At 56.5% G+C, this 20,334-nt stretch carries 17 protein-coding genes and 4 tRNA genes; 5 read left to right on the top strand and 16 right to left on the bottom strand.

What is annotated here, in order from left to right:
• Nucleotides 1–61: 61 nt before the first annotated feature.
• The 6 genes from uvrD to lptM all read right to left on the bottom strand — a co-directional run bounded on the left by uvrD (nucleotide 62) and on the right by lptM (nucleotide 5,712).
• Nucleotides 62–2,224, bottom strand: coding sequence for a DNA helicase II (uvrD, locus tag ACOQH0_RS00825; RefSeq protein ID WP_010426306.1), 2,163 nt, complete (start codon nucleotides 2,222–2,224; stop codon nucleotides 62–64).
• A 107-nt stretch (nucleotides 2,225–2,331) separates the two neighbouring features.
• Nucleotides 2,332–3,048, bottom strand: a complete 717-nt coding sequence (gene yigB, locus ACOQH0_RS00820) for a 5-amino-6-(5-phospho-D-ribitylamino)uracil phosphatase YigB (RefSeq protein ID WP_010426308.1) — start codon at nucleotides 3,046–3,048, stop codon at nucleotides 2,332–2,334.
• Nucleotides 3,048–3,947, bottom strand: a complete 900-nt coding sequence (xerC, locus tag ACOQH0_RS00815; protein WP_010426310.1) for a tyrosine recombinase XerC — start codon at nucleotides 3,945–3,947, stop codon at nucleotides 3,048–3,050. The genes yigB and xerC overlap by 1 nt, the downstream gene beginning before the upstream one ends.
• Nucleotides 3,944–4,651, bottom strand: coding sequence for a DUF484 domain-containing protein (locus ACOQH0_RS00810; RefSeq protein ID WP_421511352.1), 708 nt, complete (start codon nucleotides 4,649–4,651; stop codon nucleotides 3,944–3,946). The genes xerC and ACOQH0_RS00810 overlap by 4 nt, the downstream gene beginning before the upstream one ends.
• Nucleotides 4,648–5,472: a diaminopimelate epimerase gene (gene dapF / locus ACOQH0_RS00805; protein WP_010426314.1), complete on the bottom strand. Its 825-nt coding sequence runs from the start codon at nucleotides 5,470–5,472 to the stop codon at nucleotides 4,648–4,650. Before dapF ends, ACOQH0_RS00810 begins: the two co-directional genes overlap by 4 nt.
• A 36-nt stretch (nucleotides 5,473–5,508) precedes the next feature.
• Nucleotides 5,509–5,712 (bottom strand): LPS translocon maturation chaperone LptM, encoded by a 204-nt coding sequence (lptM, locus tag ACOQH0_RS00800; RefSeq protein ID WP_042716806.1) that lies wholly within the window; start codon nucleotides 5,710–5,712, stop codon nucleotides 5,509–5,511.
• Between the two features lie 135 nt (nucleotides 5,713–5,847).
• On the opposite strand from lptM, the gene cyaY reads away from it, so the two are divergent.
• Nucleotides 5,848–6,168, top strand: coding sequence for an iron donor protein CyaY (cyaY, locus tag ACOQH0_RS00795; RefSeq protein WP_042716804.1), 321 nt, complete (start codon nucleotides 5,848–5,850; stop codon nucleotides 6,166–6,168).
• A 75-nt stretch (nucleotides 6,169–6,243) separates the two neighbouring features.
• Here cyaY and cyaA read toward each other — a convergent pair whose 3' ends face one another.
• Nucleotides 6,244–8,787 (bottom strand): class I adenylate cyclase, encoded by a 2,544-nt coding sequence (cyaA, locus tag ACOQH0_RS00790; protein WP_421511351.1) that lies wholly within the window; start codon nucleotides 8,785–8,787, stop codon nucleotides 6,244–6,246.
• A 350-nt stretch (nucleotides 8,788–9,137) separates the two neighbouring features.
• Between cyaA and hemC the strand changes: the two genes are divergently transcribed.
• The 4 genes from hemC to hemY are packed head-to-tail and all read left to right on the top strand — an operon-like array spanning nucleotide 9,138 to nucleotide 13,232.
• Entirely contained in the window at nucleotides 9,138–10,079 is a 942-nt protein-coding gene (hemC, locus tag ACOQH0_RS00785; protein WP_143350044.1) for a hydroxymethylbilane synthase, read from the top strand.
• On the top strand, nucleotides 10,076–10,816 hold the full coding sequence (gene hemD / locus ACOQH0_RS00780) for a uroporphyrinogen-III synthase (protein WP_421511350.1): 741 nt from the start codon (nucleotides 10,076–10,078) through the stop codon (nucleotides 10,814–10,816). The genes hemC and hemD overlap by 4 nt, the downstream gene beginning before the upstream one ends.
• Before the next feature lie 20 nt (nucleotides 10,817–10,836).
• A complete protein-coding gene (gene hemX / locus ACOQH0_RS00775) occupies nucleotides 10,837–12,030 on the top strand; it encodes a uroporphyrinogen-III C-methyltransferase (protein WP_421511349.1) in 1,194 nt (397 codons plus the stop codon).
• Between the two features lie 2 nt (nucleotides 12,031–12,032).
• Nucleotides 12,033–13,232 (top strand): protoheme IX biogenesis protein HemY, encoded by a 1,200-nt coding sequence (gene hemY / locus ACOQH0_RS00770; protein WP_421512395.1) that lies wholly within the window; start codon nucleotides 12,033–12,035, stop codon nucleotides 13,230–13,232.
• Nucleotides 13,233–13,773: 541 nt separating this feature from the next.
• Here the strand turns inward: hemY and ACOQH0_RS00765 are convergent.
• From ACOQH0_RS00765 to wzxE, 9 genes are all read right to left on the bottom strand, one after another.
• Nucleotides 13,774–13,850: transfer RNA gene (locus ACOQH0_RS00765), tRNA-Pro, on the bottom strand.
• Nucleotides 13,851–13,896: 46 nt separating this feature from the next.
• A tRNA-Leu gene (locus ACOQH0_RS00760) sits at nucleotides 13,897–13,982 on the bottom strand.
• Between the two features lie 22 nt (nucleotides 13,983–14,004).
• Nucleotides 14,005–14,080 (bottom strand) — tRNA-His (locus tag ACOQH0_RS00755).
• A gap of 64 nt (nucleotides 14,081–14,144) precedes the next feature.
• A tRNA-Arg gene (locus tag ACOQH0_RS00750) sits at nucleotides 14,145–14,221 on the bottom strand.
• Between the two features lie 102 nt (nucleotides 14,222–14,323).
• Nucleotides 14,324–15,709, bottom strand: coding sequence for a bifunctional threonine/serine APC transporter ThrP (gene thrP, locus ACOQH0_RS00745; RefSeq protein WP_421511348.1), 1,386 nt, complete (start codon nucleotides 15,707–15,709; stop codon nucleotides 14,324–14,326).
• 196 nt (nucleotides 15,710–15,905) lie between these two features.
• Nucleotides 15,906–16,646, bottom strand: coding sequence for a lipopolysaccharide N-acetylmannosaminouronosyltransferase (gene wecG, locus ACOQH0_RS00740; protein ID WP_100167451.1), 741 nt, complete (start codon nucleotides 16,644–16,646; stop codon nucleotides 15,906–15,908).
• Nucleotides 16,647–16,658: 12 nt separating this feature from the next.
• Nucleotides 16,659–18,011, bottom strand: coding sequence for an ECA oligosaccharide polymerase (wzyE, locus tag ACOQH0_RS00735; RefSeq protein WP_089598259.1), 1,353 nt, complete (start codon nucleotides 18,009–18,011; stop codon nucleotides 16,659–16,661).
• The gene (locus ACOQH0_RS00730) at nucleotides 18,008–19,087 is read right to left on the bottom strand and encodes a TDP-N-acetylfucosamine:lipid II N-acetylfucosaminyltransferase (protein ID WP_421511347.1); all 1,080 of its coding nucleotides are present in this window, start codon (nucleotides 19,085–19,087) and stop codon (nucleotides 18,008–18,010) included. Before ACOQH0_RS00730 ends, wzyE begins: the two co-directional genes overlap by 4 nt.
• Complete coding sequence (gene wzxE, locus ACOQH0_RS00725) at nucleotides 19,084–20,334, bottom strand: lipid III flippase WzxE (RefSeq protein WP_421511346.1); 1,251 nt, start codon at nucleotides 20,332–20,334, stop codon at nucleotides 19,084–19,086. Before wzxE ends, ACOQH0_RS00730 begins: the two co-directional genes overlap by 4 nt.

The raw sequence follows: 20,334 nt of genomic DNA, 5'->3' as shown, positions 1-20,334 counted from the left end.
AATTGACCTTCAGCCTATAAGGTTAGCAGATTATTACAAAATAATGATATTTTTCTGAAAGTTACACGGTTTCCAGCCTGGCGTAAGCAGCCACTAGCCATTTGATCCCCTGGCCCTGGAACGCCACCTGTAAGCGGCTGTGTTCACCGCTACCTTCGAGGTTCACGATGGTGCCTTCACCAAATTTCGAATGACGCACGCGCTGGCCAAGCTTGTAGCCGGTATCGGTTTCAGCGATGGGTGAACCCATACGTTGATGGTTGACCGGACGGCTGATGCTTGCCCGCAGACGCACCTCTTCCACGCACTCTTCCGGCAGCTCGCCGATGAAGCGCGACGGACGGTGATAAACCTCTTTGCCGTACAGACGGCGGGTTTCGGCGTAGGTCAGCGTTAGCTTTTGCATCGCACGGGTCACGCCCACGTAGGCCAGACGACGCTCTTCTTCCAGACGCCCGCCTTCATCCAGCGACATCTGGCTCGGGAACATCCCCTCTTCCATCCCAACGATAAACACCTGCGGGAACTCCAGACCTTTGGCGGAGTGCAGGGTCATCAGCTGAACTGCATCCTGCCAGGTGTCCGCCTGCCCTTCTCCCGCTTCCAGCGCGGCGTGGGACAAAAACGCCTGCAGCGGCATCAGGTCTTCGTCTTCTTCGTTGTAGCTGAACTGGCGCGTTGCCGTCACCAGTTCCTCTAAGTTCTCAATACGGGTCTGGCCCTTCTCGCCTTTTTCCTGCTCGTACATGATGCGCAGGCCGGAGTCTTTAATCACCCGGTCGGTCTGCACGTGCAGCGGCATATCGGCCGTTTCCTGCGCCAGCGCGTCAATCAGTTCGAGGAAGCGCTGTAATGCGCTGGCGGCACGTCCGGCGAGGGCTTTTTCCTGCAGCAGCTCGCGGCATGCCTGCCAGAGCGTAAGCTGGCGGTCACGCGAGGCCTGGCGCACCACGTCCAGCGTGCGGTCACCGATGCCGCGCGTCGGTGTATTGACCACGCGCTCAAACGCCGCATCGTCGTTGCGGTTGGCGATCAGCCGCAGATACGAGAGCGCATCCTTGATCTCCTGACGTTCGAAGAAGCGCATCCCGCCGTAAATGCGGTACGGCATGCTCACCTGCAGCAGCGCCTCTTCCAGCACGCGCGACTGGGCGTTGCTGCGGTAGAGAATGGCGCACTGCTCCAGGGCGCCGCCGTTGTCCTGCCAGGTTTTGATGCGGTTCACCACGAAGCGAGCTTCGTCGAGCTCGTTGAAAGCGCAGTAAATCGAAATCGGTTCGCCGTCGACGCCGTCGGTCCACAGCTTTTTACCCAGACGCCCGTTGTTGTTTTCGATCAGGGCGTTAGCCGCGCTGAGGATGTTGTTCGTCGAGCGGTAGTTCTGCTCCAGACGGATGGTTTCCGCGCCGGGGAAATCCTTGAGGAAGCGCTGGATGTTCTCCACCTGCGCCCCGCGCCAGCCGTAGATCGACTGGTCGTCATCGCCTACGATCATTACCTTGCCGGTATCGCCGGCCAGCAGGCGGATCCATGCATACTGGATGTTGTTGGTATCCTGGAATTCGTCCACCAGGATATTGGTGAAGCGTTCACGGTAGTGCTGCAGGATGTGCGGCTTGTTGAGCCACAGCTCGTGGGCGCGCAGCAGCAGCTCGGCGAAATCCACCAGACCGGCGCGATCGCACGCTTCCTGATAGGCCTTGTAGACGTTCTGCCAGGTCTGCTCGACCGGGTTGCCGAAGCTCTGAATGTGGTGCGGGCGCAGCCCTTCGTCTTTCTGGCCGTTGATGTACCACATCGCCTGACGCGGCGGCCACTGCTTCTCGTCGAGGTTCATCGCCTTGATCAGGCGCTTCAGCAGGCGCAACTGGTCTTCGCTGTCGAGGATCTGGAAATCCTGTGGCAGGTTGGCGTCCATATGGTGCGCGCGCAGCAGGCGGTGCGCCAGGCCGTGGAAGGTGCCAACCCACATGCCGCCCTGGCTGGTGCCCATCAGCTGTGCGATACGGTGGCGCATTTCCGCCGCCGCCTTGTTGGTAAACGTGACCGCCATGATGGAGTACGGCGAGCAGTTCTCCACGCTCTGCAGCCAGGCAATACGGTGAACCAGCACGCGCGTCTTTCCACTGCCCGCTCCAGCCAGCACCAGCATATTGGTGCGCGAGGCCGCTACGGCTTCACGCTGTTTGTCATTAAGGCTGTCGAGCAGGTAAGAAACGTCCATTGGCACCGTCACATAGTATTCAGGAACACAGCAAAACGCCCGGTGGCGCTTCGCTTACCGGGCCTACAACTGTAAAACCCTGGTAATTTATACAATATTACTGGTGATTATATCAGCGTCGTGAGGGATGCCAACCGCGAAATTTCCACGTGCGGCAGAAGACGGCTATCCTTCGTGGTCATCAGGTCGGCGTTTTCTGGCTTGATCCAGCAGGCCTGCATGCCGCAGCGAATGGCACCCGCAACATCCGTGGTCAGATCGTCGCCCACGTGCAAAATTTCACCAAGCGGCAGGTTCATTTTTTCCGCTGCCAGATGGTACATATCGCTGAACGGCTTCGAGCGCCCGTGCGGGCCCGCGCGCAGCACGAACTCAAAGTAATCGCCGAGGCCAAACAGTTCAGGCTGGGCGTTACCGTTAGTGATGGCCACCAGCGGCCACTTTTCGGCAAGCTTCGCCAGCGTATCGTGGGTCTCCTGCGGCACGTCGATACGGCTACGCCATTTGGCGAAGTTTTCCATTGCCGCTTCGGCACCGATGGCCGCGTCCTGTACGCTCAGGCCCACGTTGAGCATCGCCTGCTCAACCGCACGACGACGCCATTCGGTCACGTCGTGGTAAATGTCCGGCTCGGTCTCCCGCAGGGACTGACGCAGGGTCTGAAAATCCTTGTTCTGCATCGCTTTCAGCGCGGGATGGTAGTTCTGCACAAACGCCAGCGACTCCTGCTCAGTACGCAGGATCACCTCACGGTTGTCATAAAGGGTGTCATCAAGGTCAAACGTCAGGGCCGAGATCTGACCGAGTGGGCGGTAAAAACGCATTATTTCCCCCGTTTGGCGCGTGGATGCGCCGCGTCATACACCGAGGCAAGGTGTTGGAAGTCTAAGTGGGTATAGATTTGAGTGGTCGACAGATTTGCGTGGCCAAGCAGTTCCTGCACGCCGCGCAGATCGCCGCTGGATTCCAGCATGTGGGTGGCGAACGAGTGGCGCAGCTTGTGCGGGTGAACGTGGCTGTTTAGCCCCTGCTTGATGCCCCACTCCGCAAAGCGCTTCTGCACGTTACGCGCCGAGATCCGCTTGCCGAGCTTTGATAAAAACAGCGCATTCTCCTCTGCGCCAAACAGCCCGCGCAGATCCAGCCAGTGCTCAATCCAGGAAACCGCGTTGCGGCCAATCGGCAGACGGCGTTCTTTGCTGCCCTTGCCCATGACCCACACTTCGCCGGATTCCAGATCGAGATGCTTTAAATCAAGGTTCACCAGCTCAGAGAGACGCAGGCCCGCACCGTACATCACCTCCAGCATCGCGCGGTCGCGCACGGCCAGCGGATCGTTAAGGTCGATATCCAGCAGGCGATTTACGTCGTCGACGTCGATATTTTTCGGCAGATGGCGAGGGGCTTTTGGCGTGGCAATGCCTTTCGCCGGGTTGGCTTTTAAACCGCCCTGGCTCACCAGCCAGTCGAAGAAACTGCGCAGAGCAGAAAGCCTGAGCGCCAGGCTCGCCGGGCTGAGGTTTTTTTTACGGCTACGCACAACGAACCCGCGCACCGTGGCAGCATCACATTGTTGCCAGCTTTTCAGGCCGATCTCGTCGGCAATCTGGATGATGGCATCAAGCTGACGCTGATAGTTAAGCAGCGTTATGGGACTGAGCTGACGTTCCACGCCCAGATAGCGCAGAAAGCGCGTGACGTCAGCGGCAAGTGCATCTGTCATACGCGCTCAATCCAGCGCTCCAGCAGCTCAGGCAGCATCAGGGCGATTTCCTGCAGCAGGTGCGTACCCTGCCCCTGCTCATAATGATGTGCATCACGGCTGGTAAATAACATCACACCCAGATCGCCATCGCGCCCCATCAGCGACATCGCCACCGAGCCAATCGCTTTGGCTTCCGGCAACACGACCAGCAGCTCAGGCCCGTTTAGCGGCCCGAGATAGTGCTGCTCACGGCCCAGACGCTGAATGCGCAGAGGCTCAAACGCCTGGCGGCTCAGCGACAGATGGGTAAACCCGGACGGCGCACCAATGCGCCAGCGGTCCGGGAAGAGGCGAATCGTCGCGCCAGCCAGCCCAAGCTCACGCGCCCAGCGGTGGAAGCGGCTGAGGAACTCTTCAAGGCTGTGCGCCGAGGCCAGACGCGCCTGCAGGTGCAGCAGACGATAAAACAGGCTCTCGTTATTGCTGGCCTGCTCCATCAACAGCGTCATGTTCTCTTCAAGCTGATTGATGTGCTTGCGCGAGCGCGCCATGTGCCATTCGACCAGCGACACGCTTTCACGAACCGGATGCGGAACGCGCATCTGTTCAACAACGCGTGCATTGCGGATAAAAAACTCAGGATTGTTCAGCAGGTAATCAACAACAGCGCTGTCATCCAGTTCCGTCATTATTTCCTGCAGTTCTTCCCCTGGTTGTTTCATAGATGGATAAACCCGTCATAAACATGTGTCGCCGGGCCCGTCATATACAGTGGATGACCCGGTCCTTTCCAGGCGATATCAAGCCGACCGCCCGGTAACTCCACGCGAACCTCTTCTGCCAGTAACCCCTGAGAGATGCCCACAGCAACTGCAGCACAGGCACCGCTTCCGCAGGCCTGGGTTTCGCCCGCGCCGCGCTCGTAAACCCGCAGACGGATGTGCTCACGCTTCACCACCTGCATAAAACCGATGTTCGCGCGCTCCGGGAAACGTTCGTGGCTTTCCAGCACCGGACCGAGCGTTTCAACCGCGGCGGTTTGCACATCATCAACCTGAATCACACAGTGAGGGTTACCCATCGAGACGACGCCGCACAATACTGTCTGCTCGGCCGCACGCATAATATAGGTCTTTTCCGCTTTGTTTGCGCGGAACGGTACGGCGGAAGGCTCGAAGTTTGGCTCGCCCATATTCACGCGTACCAGCTCGTCATCGGTCACGCTGAGCACCATACGGCCGTTCGCAGTACTGACGCGAATATCGCGCTTGTTGGTCAGCCCTTTCAGGCGGACAAAGCGGGCAAAACAGCGCGCGCCGTTGCCGCACTGGTTAACTTCGCTGCCGTCAGCGTTAAAAATGCGGTAGTGGAAATCGAGATCGGGATCGTAAGGCGGCTCGACCACCAGCAGCTGATCGAACCCCACGCCCACATGCCGATCCGCCAGGCGGCGAATCAGCTCCGGGGAGAAAAACACATTCTGCGTTACCGCGTCGACGACCATAAAATCGTTGCCAAGGCCATGCATTTTAGAGAACTGCATCATTTGCTCCATTGCGCGGGTACAGAACGTAATCTGTCAGAGATTAACCTGAGTCGGGCCACCGTTATCGCCGCGATCGTTAGTATCTGGCGTAGTTGACTCAATGCCGCTTTGCACCGGTTTCGTTGGCGGCGGTGCGTTTTTATCCTCTGGCGGGAAGTACAGCGGTCCTTTCAGTCCACAACCCGTCAGGCTAAACAGCGTGATGAGAACGGCAAGTGTTCGGAAGACGTTTTTCATTATCAAGTTGCTCGTAAGTTCAAATCTGTTTCTATCATCGCAGGAGAAGACACAAAAGCAAGAGTTTGCCGCTTTCCTGCAACGGGAATTATTTAGCGTTATACTGCCGCCATCACGAAAAACAGGAACAAAACCATGAATGACAGTGAATTCCATCGCCTTGCCGACACCCTGTGGATGACCATCGAAGAGCGCCTGGACGACTGGGACGGCGACAGCGATATCGATTGTGAAATCAACGGCGGTATCCTGACCTTAAGCTTTGAAAACGGCAGCAAAATTATTATTAACCGCCAGGAGCCGCTTCACCAGGTGTGGCTGGCGGCCAAACAGGGCGGCTATCACTTCGATCTGAAGGGTGATGAGTGGGTGTGCGACCGTAGCGGCGAAACGTTCTGGGATCTGCTGGAACAGGCGGCGACCGCGCAAGCGGGTGAGAAAGTGAGTTTCAGGTAGTTTTGTTGCCGGGTGGCGGCTACAGCGACTCGGACCGTAGGCCGGGTAAGCGTTAGCGCCACCCGGCGAAAAGGCTCAGGAGAAATACTGCTGCAACAGCGGCGCGGTATCCTGACTGGCAGGCGCGGCAGGCGTTACGGCCTGGGTCCGGAACGGGATCACCTGCGTACGACCATCGACGTTCACAATCTGATAGAACTGCGGCAGGTTGAAGTTAATGAAGCTTGAGCCGTAGGTAAAACGGTCGTGCGAAGAGGAATAGAAGCGGCTGACATCGCGCACCAGCTCCTCTTTACTGCCTTCACAGTGGTGATACACCTCGGCGCGGTTAGTCTCATCAAGGATGTAGATATTGAAACCGGCATCCTCACCTGACTCTTCGAAGAAGAACTGAATAATCCCTTCGCTCGCAAAACCATCCACCACCTGCGGCAGCTTAACGTGGTTGGTTTCAACCTGCACCGACAGGCCATGCAGCTTGTTGTGTGAAATCGCGCCGTAGAACTCGATGGCATTTTCCAGCTTCTGTACTGACACGTTCAGACGCTCGAAGAACAGCCCCCAGGTCTGGCCGGAGACGCGCAGCGCTTTAAAGCGCCCGGTTTCGTGACGGGTGCTGGAAAGACGCAGTTCGATGCACTCAGAGACCAGCTGCTGCACGCGGGTACGAATCAAACCGCGCAGGTGCTGGCTGTAGCAGAACACTTCGACGCTGTCCGGCGGCGCGGCGTCCTGGTGCATCTTTCCAAGAATGGTTTTCAGCGCTTCGATCATCGCCTGCTCGCCGTTGAAGTGCAGGGTACGTACTTCATTCCACGAGTTGCGGTACAGCAGGTCTACGCTGCCCACCAGGCAGTTTTGCTGCTCGCCAAAGCTGAAGACGTCCAGCTTGCGGAAGTCAAAATGGACCACCTGATTGCGGAAGGCCGCCGTCGGGTCGTACTCCAGGTTGACGATAATCGCCAGATGGCGAATCTCGCACGGGCTGTAGAGCGCTTTTGGCGTTGGCGCAGGCAGACGCAGCGGGAAGTGGTGCGAAACGTCAGCGACCATCTCCTGCAGCTTGGCTAAATCAACCACCTCGTTGCCTTTGATAAAAAGGCGCGTGCGCGAGGTCAGCAGGCCGTTAAACCAGGCCCAGGCCACCAGCTTGTTCAGATAGCGGTTATACTCCAGCGGCTGATGGCTGATGATCGAATCCATGCTTGGGGCACGGTTGTACAGATACCACCCAGTGCGGTTTGCGCGGCCCGGTGGCACAAAGATAAAGGTCAGGTTCGGCTCTGACAGGTCAGGTGAAATCTGCGGGTTCACCAGGGTGACTTTACCCGGCAGCGCTTCAAACGCGGCGTACAGCTTGCGGGTCAATACCCCGATGTCCTGCGGGCTGGCGGAAACGCTGAGGTTGTTACGGCGCGCGAAGCGGATCAGATTACGGTAGCTTTGCATCATTGCATCGAGCAGTTCGTTGTGCGCTTCACGCACCTGATCGATCTTCCAGTTGGCGCGGTTGTCGAGCATGGACAGACGCGCTTCGTCCCATCCCCATTCTTTGACTAACTGACTGACCACTTCACGACGCCAGCCCACGCAGGCGCGTTCGCGGCTCAGTTTTTCACAGACTTTGAGATAGAAACATCGACGCACCAGATCGAGACGCGTGGTGTCATCAATGGCTTTCAGGTATTCGGTAACGCGTTCCAGCATCATGCAGTAGGCATCAAGCCCGTAGGAGACAATCTCCCCGTCGTGCAGACGCTGTTTGATGTCTTTCGCCAGCAGGCGCGGCGTAGGGTATTCCCAGGAATAGGCTTCCAGCAGCAGCGTTTTCAGCACCGCTTTGTACGGTGAGTCGATGCTCTTATAAAGCTGCCAGAGGCTCGCGCCAAAGTACTCTTCGGCGGACAGAGAGCTGAGGCCCCCCAGATCCAGCCATTCGTTTGGCGTCAGTACGCCCTGAGAATAGAGCGACATGACGTAATCGTCGTAATGCTCTTCTTCATCGCACGGCACCATATTCCACAGAATACGCTTCCCGGCGAGGCGAACGGCGGTACGGTAGAACTCATCCAGCAATAAGATGTGCTGAGTCGAGCCGCAGTCTTCACCACCGAGACTGCCGCTTTCGTTATGGCGGAAACGGTTTTCATCAATCAGGAAGAAGCTCACTTCCACGCCGAGCGACGCCGCCCAGCTCTCCAGCAGGCTGCATTTACGCTGCAGCAGCTGGCGCTCTTCGTTATCGAGCCAGGATTGATGGCAGACCCAGATATCCAGGTCAGAAGAACAGCTTTGCCCTACCGATGAGGTGCTCCCCATTGAGTAAACGCCAGTGATTGGCAGTTCACCTTTCGGAGAAACCTGAGGCGGCATGCCGCGGTAGAGTTCCAGCTCGTTCAGATAGTGCTGTTGGGTTTCATCAGGCGTGAAAAGGCAAATGCCCTGGGGAACGTTACCATCGAGGTAACCCGGCATCAGCGGATGGTGATAGTGCAATAATGTCGGCAGCAGACTGTATACCTGCTGGAAAGCAGGGCCCATGGCAGCAAGCGCGCGATCCACGCGCAGTTGATTTATGGCATCCAGTCTCTGTTTCAGAGTCTCAATATAGAGGTACAAGACGTATCGCCTGATGTTTCCGGGTGTCGTAAGCTATTCAAAACACGAATAACAGCGAGCCCGCAGTATTTCAAAAAGATAACCGTTACCCTTCTTTCGCCCTTATCATTATGGTGGTACCGACGAAAAAATGGTCTAAAACGTGATCAATTTAACACCTTGCCGGTTGACCGTAAAGAAAGATGCGCTACATACAAGTGTAGCACCGTTCTGTACGTGTAAATTCCTGAATACGGCTACGGCAGACAAATACGCCGCCTTGTCCCTCTCACCCTTCATCAACCGTAAAACTGCCATCACAGAGTCAACAATGTTAGGATGGTTAGCGATTGATAATGACGGTAACAAGCATGTTAGACAATGTTTTGAGAATTGCCACACGCCAAAGCCCTCTTGCGCTCTGGCAGGCACATTATGTGAAGCAGCGCCTTGAAGCCTGCCATTCCGGATTGCGCGTCGAGCTGGTGCCGATGGTGACGCGCGGTGACGTGATCCTTGATACACCGCTGGCGAAAGTCGGCGGAAAAGGCTTGTTTGTCAAAGAGCTGGAAATGGCCTTGCTTGAGAACCGTGCTGACATCGCCGTGCACTCCATGAAGGATGTGCCCGTTGAATTCCCGGAAGGGCTGGGGCTCGTGACCATCTGCGAACGTGAAGATCCGCGCGATGCGTTTGTCTCCAACCAGTATGATTCTCTTGACGCGTTGCCGGAAGGCAGCGTGGTAGGCACGTCCAGTTTACGCCGTCAGTGCCAGCTGGCCGAACGCCGCCCGGACCTGGTGATTCGCTCGCTGCGCGGAAATGTGGGTACGCGTCTGGGCAAACTGGATAACGGCGACTACGATGCCATTATCCTCGCCGTTGCCGGCTTGAAGCGCCTGGGACTGGAATCACGCATTCGCGTCGCATTGCCGCCAGAGCTGTCGCTACCGGCCGTGGGCCAGGGTGCGGTGGGCATTGAGTGCCGTCTTGACGATGTGCGCACGCGCGAGCTGCTTGCACCGCTGAACCATGACGAGACCGCCATCCGCGTAAAAGCCGAGCGCGCCATGAACACTCGCCTCGAAGGCGGCTGTCAGGTGCCAATTGGCAGCTATGCTGAATTAACCGACGGTGAGCTGTGGCTGCGTGCGCTGGTTGGCGCGCCGGACGGTTCACAGATGGTACGCGGCGAACGTCGCGGTAAGGCGCAAGATGCCGAGCAGCTTGGCGTGTCGCTGGCCGAAGAGTTACTGGATAACGGTGCCCGCGAAATTCTGGCTGACGTTTATAATGGAGAACCCCCTGCATGAGTATTCTCGTCACCCGCCCTTCTCCCGCAGGAGAGCAATTAGTGAGCCGTCTGCGCGCACTGGGGCAGGTGGCCTGGAGTTTTCCGCTGATTGAATTCTCCCCCGGTCGGGAGCTGTCCATGCTCGTCGACCAGATGAATGCCCTGCAGGAAGGCGACCTGATCTTCGCGCTGTCGCAACATGCCGTGGAATTTGCCCATGCGCAGTTGCAACAAGCAAGGAGAGAGTGGCCAACTGCTCCCCGCTATTTCGCTATCGGACGAACAACCGCACTGGCCTTACATACCGTGAGCGGAACAGACGTTCGCTACCCGTTAGATCGGGAAATCAGCGAAGTCTTGCTACAATTACCTGAATTACAAACTATTGCCGGAAAACGTGCGCTCATTTTACGCGGTAACGGTGGACGTGAACTGTTGGGTGAAACGCTGCGGGAACGCGGGGCCAACGTCACGTTCTGCGAATGCTATCAGCGTTGTGCGAAACACTACGATGGCGCGGAAGAGGCAATGCGCTGGCATATGCGCGGCATCGATACCCTGGTCGTAACCAGCGGTGAAATGCTGCAGCAGCTATGGTCGCTTATTCCACAATGGTATCGTGAGAACTGGTTACTCCACTGTCGGCTTCTGGTCGTCAGTGAGCGTCTGGCGAACCACGCCCGGGAACTGGGCTGGCAAGATATTCGGATCGCTGATAACGCCGACAACGATGCGCTGCTGCGCGCATTACAATAACTCTCAAATGGGAAGCCATAATGACGGAACACGAAAAATCCTCCGCCGTGGTTGAAGAGACCAGGGAGACTGTGGACACAACCCCACAGCCAGAGACGACAGAGAAAACCGCTGAGAAGAAAAACGGCAGCAACAAAACCAGCCTCGCGCTGAGCGCAATTGCCATCGCCATTGCCCTGGCGGCAGGCGTTAGCCTGTACGGTCTTGTTAAGCAGCAAGGCTCTAACCAGACGGCCACCAGCGATGCGCTGGTCAATCAAATTACCGCCCTGCAAAAAGCGCAGGAGACGCAGAAAACCGAGCTGGAAGGCGTGATCAAACAGCAGGCCGCCGCGCTTGCCGATGCGAACAGCAAACGGGAAGAGCTGACCAAACAGCTGAGTGAAGTGCAGGAGAAAGTCGCCACGATTTCCGGTACCGATGCCAAAACCTGGCTGCTCTCACAGGCGGATTTTCTGGTGAAACTGGCCGGACGTAAGCTCTGGAGCGATCAAGACGTTACCACTGCCGCCGCGCTGCTGAAAAGCGCCGACGCGAGCCTGGCAGACATGAACGACCCAAGCCTGATCGCCGCTCGCCGCGCCATTACCGAAGATATCGCCAGCCTCTCCGCCGTCTCGCAGGTGGATTACGACGGCATTATCCTCAAGGTGAACCAGCTTTCGAACCAGATTGATAACCTGCAGCTGGCGGATAACAACGACGACGACTCCCCGATGGATTCCGACGGTACCGAGCTTTCCAGCTCCCTGAGCGAATGGCGCATAAACCTGCAAAAAAGCTGGCAGAACTTTATGGACAGCTTCATCACCATCCGCCGCCGCGATGAAACCGCCGTGCCGCTGTTAGCACCGAACCAGGATATCTATCTGCGCGAAAACATCCGCTCCCGCCTGCTGGTTGCGGCACAGGCCGTACCGCGTCATCAGGAAGAGACCTACAAGCAGGCGCTGGATAACGTCTCGACGTGGGTGCGTGCGTATTACAACACTGATGACGCGACGACCACTGCCTTCCTGGAAGACATTGATAAGCTGAGCCAGCAAAACATCACCATGAACGTGCCGGATAAACTGGAAAGCCAGCCGATTCTGGAGAAGCTGATGCAGACGCGCGTGCGTAACCTGCTGGCCCAGCCCGGCGTTCCGGCGGAAGGCACGGCTGAAGCACCGGCCGCCGCGCCAGCGCCTGAAAGCGCGCCACAAGGAGAGTAATGATGCTTAAAGTCCTCTTACTCTTTATCCTGCTGATCGCCGGGATCGTCCTGGGGCCGATGCTCGCGGGTCATCAAGGCTATGTGCTGATTCAGACTGATAACTACAACATTGAAACCAGCGTTACCGGCTTAGTGATTATCCTGGTCCTCGGTGTGGTGGCGCTGCTTGCTGTGGAATGGATCCTGCGCCGTATTTTCCGCACCGGGGCGCATACCCGCGGCTGGTTCGTTGGCCGTAAGCGCCGTCGTGCCCGTAAGCAAACAGAACAAGCGCTGCTGAAACTGGCCGAAGGCGATTATCAGCAGGTAGAAAAGCTGATGTCGAAGAATGCCGATCACGCAGAACAGCCGGTAGTGAACTATCTGCTGGCCGCTGAAGCGGCACAGCAGCGCGGCGATGAAGCCCGTGCTAATCAACATCTTGAGCGCGCGTCCGAGCTTTCGCCTAAAGATCCGATTCCAGTGGAGATCACTCGCGTTCGCCTGCAGCTGGCGAGGAACGAAAACCATGCGGCGCGCCACGGCGTTGACCGACTGCTGGAAATCACCCCACGCCATCCCGAAGTGCTGCGCCTTGCTGAACAGGCCTACATTCGTACCGGTGCCTGGGGTTCACTGCTGGACATCATTCCTTCGATGGCAAAAGCAGACGTCGGTGACGATGAACATCGTGACGAACTGCAGCGCATGGCGTGGATTGGGCTGATGGATCAGGCGCGTGCCGACCTGGGCAGCGACGGTCTGAAAACCTGGTGGAAGAATCAGAGCCGTAAAACGCGTCAGCAGGTTCCACTGCAGGTAGCGATGGCGGAACATCTGATTGAATGTGACGATCATGACACTGCGCAGGAGATCCTCCTCGACGGTCTGAAGCGCCAGTACGACGACCGCCTGGTAATGGTGATCCCGCGCCTGAAAACCAATAATCCTGAGCAGATCGAAAAAGTGCTGCGCCAGCAGATCAAAACCGTGGGCGACCGCCCGCTGCTGTGGAGCACGCTGGGCCAGTCGCTGATGAAGCACGGCGAATGGCAGGAGGCGAGCCTCGCCTTCCGCGCGGCGCTGAAACAGCGTCCGGACGCGTTTGACTACGCCTGGCTTGCTGATTCACTGGATAAACAGCACAAGCCGGAAGAGGCCGCTGCCATGCGGCGTGACGGGTTACTTCTGACGTTGCAGAATAACAACCCACCGCAATAAACACGAAGGAGGCCAAATGGCCTCCTTTTTTTTCACCCATAAAAAAACGCCTGCTATAAAAGCAGGCGTTAAAACAGGTCTGTAAGACAACATATTTGGTGCTTCACTCAACGTTGTGTCCATGGTGTTTGATGAGGCCGAAGCGACATCTGTCAGTGGACGATAAGCACCGTAAACGGCTCTGCGTCATTCCTGAGTTTATGAGGCACTAAGGCGAGCATAAGAGATGGAATGAGCATCTACACGCATATTATTGCACGTTACATGCCAGGTTTACACGCAGAACTTTTACATTGCGCAACATTCTAAGATAAAAGGAAATTCTGCTGTTAAGAACCGCCTGAAGCCCGATAATGTACCGATAAGAGATTCAACCTGTCGTCGGCAAGAGACAATAAAGCCGCCGAAATATTAAATTGTTTATTTTCAAGGCATTGCGTGTCGCCAAATCGCGACAATGGAGAAGTGTGTTGTTGGGGAATAACGACAGGGATTAAAAACCGCAGAAAACAAAAAACCCCGCCGAAGCGGGGTTCAAAATTGGTCGGCGAGAGAGGATTCGAACCTCCGACCCACTGGTCCCAAACCAGTTGCGCTACCAAGCTGCGCTACTCGCCGATATACTGCTTTTTTGAATTTTTAGTTCAATTCATTTAAAAAGTCGTGGTGCGAGGGGGGGGACTCGAACCCCCACATCCAAAGGACACTAACACCTGAAGCTAGCGCGTCTACCAATTCCGCCACCTTCGCAATTCACAACTCTTTCAAATAATGGGGTGGCTAATGGGATTCGAACCCACGACAACTGGAATCACAATCCAGGGCTCTACCAACTGAGCTATAGCCACCACTGTATTCTTTCACGCGGTACTGACTACTTCTCAGACCACCGCAGCTCTAGCACCGGGTTAATGGTGCGCCCGACAGGATTCGAACCTGAGACCTCTGCCTCCGGAGGGCAGCGCTCTATCCAGCTGAGCTACGGGCGCTTAGCGCCGTTGCGGGGCTGGATATTACGTACCTCCGTCCCCGCTGTCTAGTGCTTTTTTGAAAAAAATGCGCGTTTGGTTATGGTTTGCACATTTTGCCGCTTATTCCTCCACTTTATGCGTGGTGGCGCGGCGACCCAGGCCAAAAAACTTATATGCCGCTGTGACGGCAGCCAGGAAGATCATCCCGACAAACAGCGACATGCGGGTATCTTCATTAAAGTACATCCCAATTAATACGCAAATCAGGAACGCCATCGTCAAATAGTTCGCGTACGGGAACAAAATGGAGCGGAACGGATGGCTGGCGATCGCTTTTTTATGCGCATGACGGAAACGCAGCTGGCTAATCAGGATCACAAACCACGGCACCATGCCCGGCAGCACGCTGGCGCTATAAACGTAAACGAACACGCGTTGCGGATTCGGGATGATGTAATTCAGACATGAACCAATCAGCAGGATCACGATCGATACTGCCACGCCCATAACCGGCACGCCCGCACGGGACACTTTCCCCATCGCCGCAGGCAGTTGGTTGTTTTTAGAAAGCGCGTAGAGCATGCGGCCACAGCTGTACATCCCGCTGTTGCAGCCAGAGAGCGCAGCTGTCAGCACCACGAAGTTAATAATCCCTGCTGCCGCTGTAATACCAATTTTCGCGAAGGTTAAGACAAACGGGCTGCCGGTGGTGCCGATTTCGTTCCACGGGAAGATAGTCACGATAACGAAAATTGCGCCCACATAGAAAATCAGGATACGCCACAGCACTTTGCCCACCGCGCTACGCAGCGTGACCTGCGGGTTTTTCGCTTCACCGGCAGTAATACCGATCAGCTCCACGCCCTGATAAGAGGCGACAACGATACAGAGCGCCGTCAGGAAGCCCTTCCAGCCACCCGCGAAGAAGCCACCGTTCTCGGTCAGGTTGCCGAAGCCAATCGCGTGCCCGCCGTTGCCGAAGCCAAAGAAAATAACCCCGAGACCCACGACAATCATCACGATAATGGTGGTGACTTTGATCATCGCAAACCAGAACTCGATCTCGCCGTAGAGGCGCACGGCAGCCAGGTTAGCCAGCGCCACCAGCCCCACAGCAATGAGCGCAGGTATCCACTGGACCATGTCCGGGAACCAGAACTGTACGTAGACCCCTATCGCCGTGATTTCCGAGATGCCCACGGCCATCCACATAAACCAGTACGACCAGGCGGTAAGGTAGCCAAAGAACGGGCTCATATAGCGGTGCGCGTAAACGGCGAAAGAGCCGGTGACCGGCTCCAGGAAGAGCATTTCGCCCATTGAACGCATGATGAAGAAAACGAACAGCCCGGCGATGATGTACGCCAGTAATACGGAAGGACCCGCCCATTTGAGCGTACTTGCGGAGCCCATGAACAGGCCAACGCCGATAGTGCCGCCCAGCGCTATCAATTCAATGTGTCGAGCTTCCAGCCCACGCTGTAGCTCCGGTTTTTTCTCTGCCATAAATCCTCGGTTGTGTCTGCTGTTTACCGGCTTAAGCCGGTTATTGTTTTTTAGGGGAACTAAAATACGGTGCGAATGGTTTCTTAAATTCTGCTAAATGGCAAACGATGCATTAAAAAAATGAATGCATTGCACAGATTAGCAGCAGTTTTGCAGGGGAGTTGCAGCGCGAACAGCATATCGCGCTACATTTTGATTACATTTTACCGGTGTAGTGCCAGGCGAGATAGCGCAGCAGACGGATCTGCCGTTTGATACGCGTCGGTTGTGATAACAGACGATACAGCCACTCCAGGCCGAGGTTTTGCCAGACTTTCGGTGCGCGCTTAACGTGGCCGGTAAAGACGTCGTAGGTGCCACCAACGCCCATGTACAGGGCATCCGGGCAGACCAGACGGCAATCGCGCATCAGGATCTCCTGACGAGGCGAGCCCATCGCCACGGTAACAATTTTCGCCCCGCTGTCGCGCACGCGTTCAAACAGCGCCTGCCGATCCTCAGGTTTAAAATAGCCGTCCTGGCTACCCACAATGTTAACATTCCACTGGCTACGCAGCTTCTGCTCCGTCTGGGCCAGCACCTCCGGCTTACCGCCGATGAGGAAGACCGGCGTGCCTTCCGCTCCCGCGCGCGCCATGAGTTGCTCCCAGAGGTCAGCCCCCGCCACGCGTGAAACATTAGCGCCAGGATACTTTTTGCGGATAGAGCGCACGACGCTGATGCCGTCTGCGTACTTGAATTCGGCGGCGGTAATCAGGTCTTTCACTTCCGCGTTATCTTCAACGGCGAGCATTTTTTCCGCATTGATGGCCACCAGCGTGCCCGATTTCATCTGCCCGTCCGAGAACAGAAAATCCAGCGCGTGTTGCATATCACGCCAGCCTATAAGCTGTAGACCGCGCAGCGCATAGCGCGGCGCAGAAGTTGTGTCAGTCATTACACTCCCTACTCAGACTTGCGACAGCGTTGTGCTGCCCTGATGCTCGCGTCGGTGGACAAGCCCTGCGCTGTCAAACAGCCAGTACAACAGTTTTGCCAGCACCAGACACACACCGAAAACGACCATGAAGAACACCACGCGCGAGACGAACGAATCCAGCCCTTCGCGTGCCAGAACAATCATATTGAAAATGGCACCAAAGCAGAAACTGTGCAAAATAGCCGCCTTGTAGCGGTTGGTCTCTTCGTTACCGAGCGTGTAAAGCCAGTCGAACCATTTAATGATCAGCCCAACCGCAATCGCGCCAGGCAGGATAAACCACGCGCCGCCCATCACGACCAGCGAGCCAATCAGCGTTGGCGAGATCGCCAGGCCGGAATGGTTGTTCAGCACTTCCCAGGTAAAGTAGTTCGCCGTATTGAGCACCACGCCCGGACGGTCCGGCCAAAGCCAGGTCGGAATAAAGACGTAGAAGTCGCGGGCAATGGGTGCCAGCCCCTGGAAGTCGATCTTGTCGTAGTTTTGCAGCAGCAACGCCAGGTTTTCCCACGGCGAGAAGGTATCGCGCGTGAGGTAGAGGAAGGTGTAAAACGCTTCGTCACCGGCAACATTTAACCCATAGCGCTTCAGCGCCAGCCAGAACATTCCCACAATGCCAAATACGCCTGCCGCTGCCAGCATCCACAGGGAGATCCACCCGCGAATGATGCCGATAAACAGGAAGATGGCGAAGGCGATAATAATGTTAGCGCGCGTCCCACCCACAATCATGTAGGTCAGGATGCCGAAGGCGACGGTACTGACGAGGAAAAACAGCCACGCCTTGCTGTCCTGGCGCAGGAAAAAGACCACCAGCATCGCCGGAATGAAAAAGTAGAAGAAACGCTTGAGCGCCACGCCAGACACTTCAGCAGAGAAAATCTGGCTGTAGGACTGGAGCTTAAACAGCAGGAAGCCGTTATGCATGAAGAAGATGCCGACGCTGACCAGCGCGATAGTCATCAGCATCACCCACGTAAGGTGCGTCTCCACCCGGTTCATGGTGAAAATCGGTCGCCGTGGCGCGGACGCTGTCGCTGAGCGCAGGCGCGTTTTATAGGTGACGTAGTAGACGGCGTAGAAGCAGGTTGCGGAGAGCAGCGCCTGCAGCAAAATTTCCGGCGGGGCAACGGCCACATCAAAACGGAAAACCAGAATACTGGTCAGCGGGAAGCCGAAGTAAAAGGTCAGCAAAAACAGCAGCGAGAAGAAGACGTTGAAGTTAAAGCGCACGCGACGAAACTCAAACCAGGTGAGCGTGGCGATAAACAGCGTGCTCAGCAGCCAAACCACCAACAAGCCGCTAAATTGCAACTGGCTCATGCGTTGTCTCCTGCAGCGATACGCAGCGCGCGGTGCCACGGCGTGAGGTAGTTCGGGCTAAAGAAGTCGATGCTATTTTTATCCACGAGCGCCAGTTGACGCTGCGCTTCCCGCACGATATCGATGTTCAGCGTGTCCGAGGTAAACAATACCGGAATATGCTGCTCGGTCATATCCTGCCAGAACGGGTTTTCGCGGTTCAGTACGCAAGGAACGCCTGCCTGGATAAGCAGACATAAGGTACCAATCCCCTGCTGACGGGCAAAGATAAAATAACCCAGGTCGCACTGTCTCAGGAGCGCGAGATAGTCATCAAATTCCAGCTTATCCTGCAGAATATTCACATGCTCAGCGCTGAATAACGCCAGCGCCTGCTGACGGACCTCAGCAATGTAGGCGTCGTTATTCGCCGGGTAGCCCATTGGCACTACCACGTTCACCGTATCGCCAAACTGCTGATGCACCGCCCGGAGCGCCGCAACATGTTCGTTACTGCGATCCCCGGAGTTACCCACCAGAATCGTCAGTTTACCCTCGCGCACCGTGTCGTTCGCCATGTTGTTCAGCGCCGGGTTCATACGGGTCGGGAAATAGAGCAGCTCCCCACGCACGTTCGGATGCCGTTCAGCAAAGTAGTTAAGATCGCCACGGGTCGCGAACACGCAGCCCACGCGCCCCTGGGCCATACGGCGCAGCGGATAGAAAAGGCGGAACTTCCAGCCGCGCGACACTTCATAGAGATCGGCGCCCCAGATATGCCAGCTACACTGGGAAGGCTTTATCCCGCCGCTCAGCAGAGCCATCCACAGGCCCGTATTGAACTGCCCATGGAAAAAGAAGCGTTGTTCGCGATCGGCTTTTGCCTTCGCGATGACCGCTTTCGCCAGCCCGGCTTTATCTGGCCAGAAGGTGATGTTAAGCGCCGGACACGCCGCGCCCAGGCCATTATCCTGACCTGCAACCATAAACTCGCGCGCATCAGGATTGCCCGGCGCCAGCTCATCGTTGAAGAACCGCAGTACGGTCTGGTTATGGTGTGGGATGTCCGACCCCAGGATGTGAATCAGTGCAGTCATGCGCGTTTACGCCAAAGTAAAAATACGCCGCAACAGGCAGCGAAATAAACGATATAAGTTGCCATATAGGCCTGAGCAGCCCCCAGCGCGCCGTGCGAAGGGATCAGCCAGTGAGAGAACGCCGTCAGCAGCGCAAACTGACTAATCTCCGCCAGGAGATACAACCGCAGCGAGGCTTTCGCAATCACCAGATAACCGAAAACGTAAGCGCCGACTTTCAACACATCGCCTACCAACTGCCAGGCGAACAGATCGCGCATGGCGATAAACTTTGCCGAGAAGAGCAGCCAGATGGCGACATCACGTAATAACCAGACGGTAAAGCTGGCGGCCGCCACGGCAGGGAGCACAAAACGCAATGAGCGGAAAATCTCGCGGGTAATATCCTTTTTTACGGTCAGCCGGGATAAGGTTGGCAGCAAATAGACGCTAAAGGAAGCCGTTATAAATTGGAGGTAGGCATCGGAAATGCTGCTCACGCCCTGCCAAATCCCGACTTCATCCCAACTGTAATGCGCAGCCAGCAGGTTTCGCATCATGACGTAGGCCACCGGAAGCGTCACCGAAGTGATGAGCGCCATCAGGGTAAATTTGCCTAACTGCCCCGCCAGCATCTTGTCCCACTGCGGTTTCAGGTAACGTAGCGGGATGACCCCTCTGCGCATCAGCATAAACGCCGCCGGAACGACAACCAGAGCAGGCACGAGCGCCAGCCCCAGCAGTGCGCCCTCATAGCCACCCAGACGATAGCAGAAATAATAGGCAATCACACCGATGACGCTTCCCAGGATCAGCGCCAGCGCATTGCCCGCCGCATCACGGAAGCCCTTCATCAGTGCCAGCAGCAGGTTGGCCCAGGCAATCCCCATCTGAACCAGCGCGACCAGGCGAACCAGCCCCTGATACTGCGTGTGTCCAAACAACCCCTGGCTAATCGGTGCCGCCGCCAGTAAAAACACAACGGCCAGCAGCGTGGAAAATGCCAGGACCATGGCCGAGGACGTTCCCACAACCGTGCGCAGTTTTTCGGCATCATCATGATGCTGAGCCACGTATTTGGTGACGCCGTTAAATATTCCCGCCCCGGCCAACACGCCGAGTACCGTGACCAGCTGGCGGAAATTTCCCGCCAGCCCGACGCCCGACGGGCCGAATGAGACAGCCAGCAACTTGACGACCAGCAATCCGGCACCAATTTTTACAAGCGTGGACGCAGCCGTCCACACCGATGCTTTTGCCAGAGACAT

Origin of the sequence: Enterobacter sp. JS8-1, from assembly GCF_049187015.1 — a bacterium.
In the GTDB taxonomy this organism is placed as follows: Bacteria; Pseudomonadota; Gammaproteobacteria; order Enterobacterales; family Enterobacteriaceae; genus Enterobacter; species Enterobacter mori.
Note: the sequence above shows the minus strand (reverse complement) of the source record. Positions and strands in the feature narration are given on the sequence as shown.